This window comes from Lachnoclostridium sp. An169, assembly GCF_002160525.1.
Classification (GTDB): domain Bacteria; phylum Bacillota; class Clostridia; order Lachnospirales; family Lachnospiraceae; genus Mediterraneibacter; species Mediterraneibacter cottocaccae.
The window spans coordinates 1-2,547 of the sequence record NZ_NFKT01000070.1; the positions used below are offsets into that span (position 1 = coordinate 1).

The following is a 2,547-nucleotide window of genomic DNA, read 5'->3' on the forward strand; positions in this document are numbered from 1 at the left end:
GTTTCATCTGCCTGGATCACATGATAAGAATACAATTCTTTATGAAGATAATCATAAAGAACCGATAAATATTCCTCGCCGAGACGGATGCACCAGTTTGCTATGGTCTGCCTTGTGATCTGAAGGCCATAACGCTGGAATTCCTGTTCTAACCGGTACAGAGGCACCGCATTCACATATTTTCCGTTGATGATTGCAGCTGCCAGAGATGGGGATACCAGACTTCCGTGCAGCAAGGCCTTCGGATGGTCTGCCTTGACCATATGTTCATCTGTTTTGCTGGCATATACACCAACGTGATGTTCTTCCACTTCCACCTTTGCAGGTACGAAATGATATTTTTTGGAAATGGCATCCGGTAGCTGTTTCCAGCCATTGATGCCGAATTCTGCTTCCAATTCCGTGTCAGAGAGATAATGGTCAATCCGTTTAACTGCAAGCCCGGAAAGGTCCGCTTCTTTCTTTCCTTTGCGTTTTGGCTGTTTTGACGATTTGAGTTCCAGATTTTCCGGTTCAGATGCACTAAGATCGCATACAGCTTCGGCTTCGTTAAAGAATACGATAGTCCCATCCACTTCACGGAAACTGATCTGACTGGTATCATCCATCTTTTCAGAAGATCTGCCAAACCGGTTCTGTTTCCCAAGGATTACCTGTTCCATTAGAAGCTGCATTTTTTCATTCGATGCATGAAGTTCCTTTGTTAAGGCCTCCAGTTGTTCCTGCTGCTGTAAAAGCAGATGGATAAGAAGCGACTTATCAACTGTATTTAATTGTTCTTCCGTATATTTAACTGCCATTGCAATCAGCGGGCTTCAACAGACAGTTTTGCGGAGCAAAACGGACGCGATGCGGAGCGAGCGGACTTAACCTATATCTATTGAAATCTGCAGATACCTTATAATGATTGAGGCCATTGAAAAATGGTACGAATCATTTAAGGAGGATGCCTTATGTTAGATTACAAGAGCATCATTATCAAACGGTATGCACTGGGCCTGAGCTACAAGGAACTGGCTGAAGAGTTCAGTGCAAGTAAGTCTGGAATCAACGACTTCATCCGCGCTTTTGAAAGGTGCGAAAAGCTGTCGTATCCGCTTCCAGAAGGGATCACGAACTATGCGATCTACGAACTGGTATACGGCCATGAGCCAGGTACCAACAGACGAAATGCCGGCTACGAACAGCCTGATTTCGCCGCAATCTTTAGACAGATGAATGAGCGTAAAAACATGACACTCGTCTATCTGTGGAGCCGTTACCAAAAGGATTGTACAGCCAGAGAGGTCAAACCTTATCAATACCGACAGTTTTGCGAACTGTATGCCCGCTGGTGCAACGAGAACTACGAGACACTGCATATCCAGGCGGTGATCGCTCAGAAGATGGAAGTTGACTTTGCAGGCAAAACTTTTGAGCTGATCGACAAACTTACTGGCGAGATCACGACCATTGTTGTGTTTGTAGCAGTTCTGCCCTATTCGCAGTATATCTATGCAGAAGGGATGGTCTCCACCTGTGAACCCCAGTGGATTGAGGTCAACAACCATGCACTGGACTATTTTGGCGGTGTTCCGACCATTGTCGTATGCGATAACTGCAAACAGGCCGTTACTGCCAACAAAGATTGGATCGATCCTGACCTGAATAAGGATTATGCAGCATGGGCTGATCATAACCATACCGTTATATTACCCGCCAAGGTACGCAAACCTAAATGGAAAAGCAGCGTTGAAAATGCTGCAGGCATCCTTGAGAAGGGGTTCTTTCACGATTTAGAAGAAAACCGTTACTTCTCACTGGAACAGTTCAACAGGGATCTCTGGTCAAAACTGGATGCTTTGAACCATGAAAACTTCAAAAAGAAAAACTATAGCAGATATGACCAGTGGATGGAGGAGCGGCAGGAACTGCTTCCTCTTCCGGCTGTTCCTTACGAATACATGGAGAGGCGGACTGCAAAGGTATCTGCTGATTTCCATGTACGCTTTGATAACGCTTATTACAGTGTAGATAAAGCATATCTGCATAAGAGCGTTATGATCGCTGCTTCTGCGACAACAGTCAACATCTATTCCATGAAAGGGGAGCTTATCGTCAGTTGGCGAAGGGCTTCCCGCAGGGGAGAATGGCTGACAGACCCAGCGCATTTGCCTGAAAGCTATAAACAGATGTCAGAGTGGAATGCTACTTACTTTACCAGGAAAGCAATGACAGTAGGCCCGAATACGGTCAAAGTCATAGAACACATACTGCGAAGCCGTGAGCATGAGGTTCAGACATATCGCCTGTGTATCGGTATCCTCAACTATACAAAGAAGTATAGCAAGCTTGCCCTGGAGGACTGCTGCAAACTGGCAATTGATACGAATCATATCTCGTACTCTTTTATTAAGAATTCAATTGCCGCTGTCGCTGAAGAGATCGGAAGCGCCGGTTGTAGATTGTCAAGCAAAATCGCCCCACTTTTTTATCATCTTTTGACCCGCCTTAGCGATTGCTATGTTAGCTGCTAAGGTGGGTCATTTTTACCTGTTAATCCTGATT

The 2,547-nt window shown here is 45.3% G+C and carries 2 protein-coding genes; one reads left to right on the top strand and one right to left on the bottom strand.

The features are described 5' to 3' along the window. On the bottom strand, window positions 1-800 hold an 800-nt coding region (locus B5F07_RS22105; protein ID WP_140398080.1), incomplete at its 3' end, for an IS66 family transposase. Between the two features lie 153 nt (window positions 801-953). Between B5F07_RS22105 and istA the strand changes: the two genes are divergently transcribed. Further along, entirely contained in the window at window positions 954-2,516 is a 1,563-nt protein-coding gene (istA, locus tag B5F07_RS22110) for an IS21 family transposase (protein WP_140398081.1), read from the top strand. Window positions 2,517-2,547 lie beyond the last annotated feature (31 nt).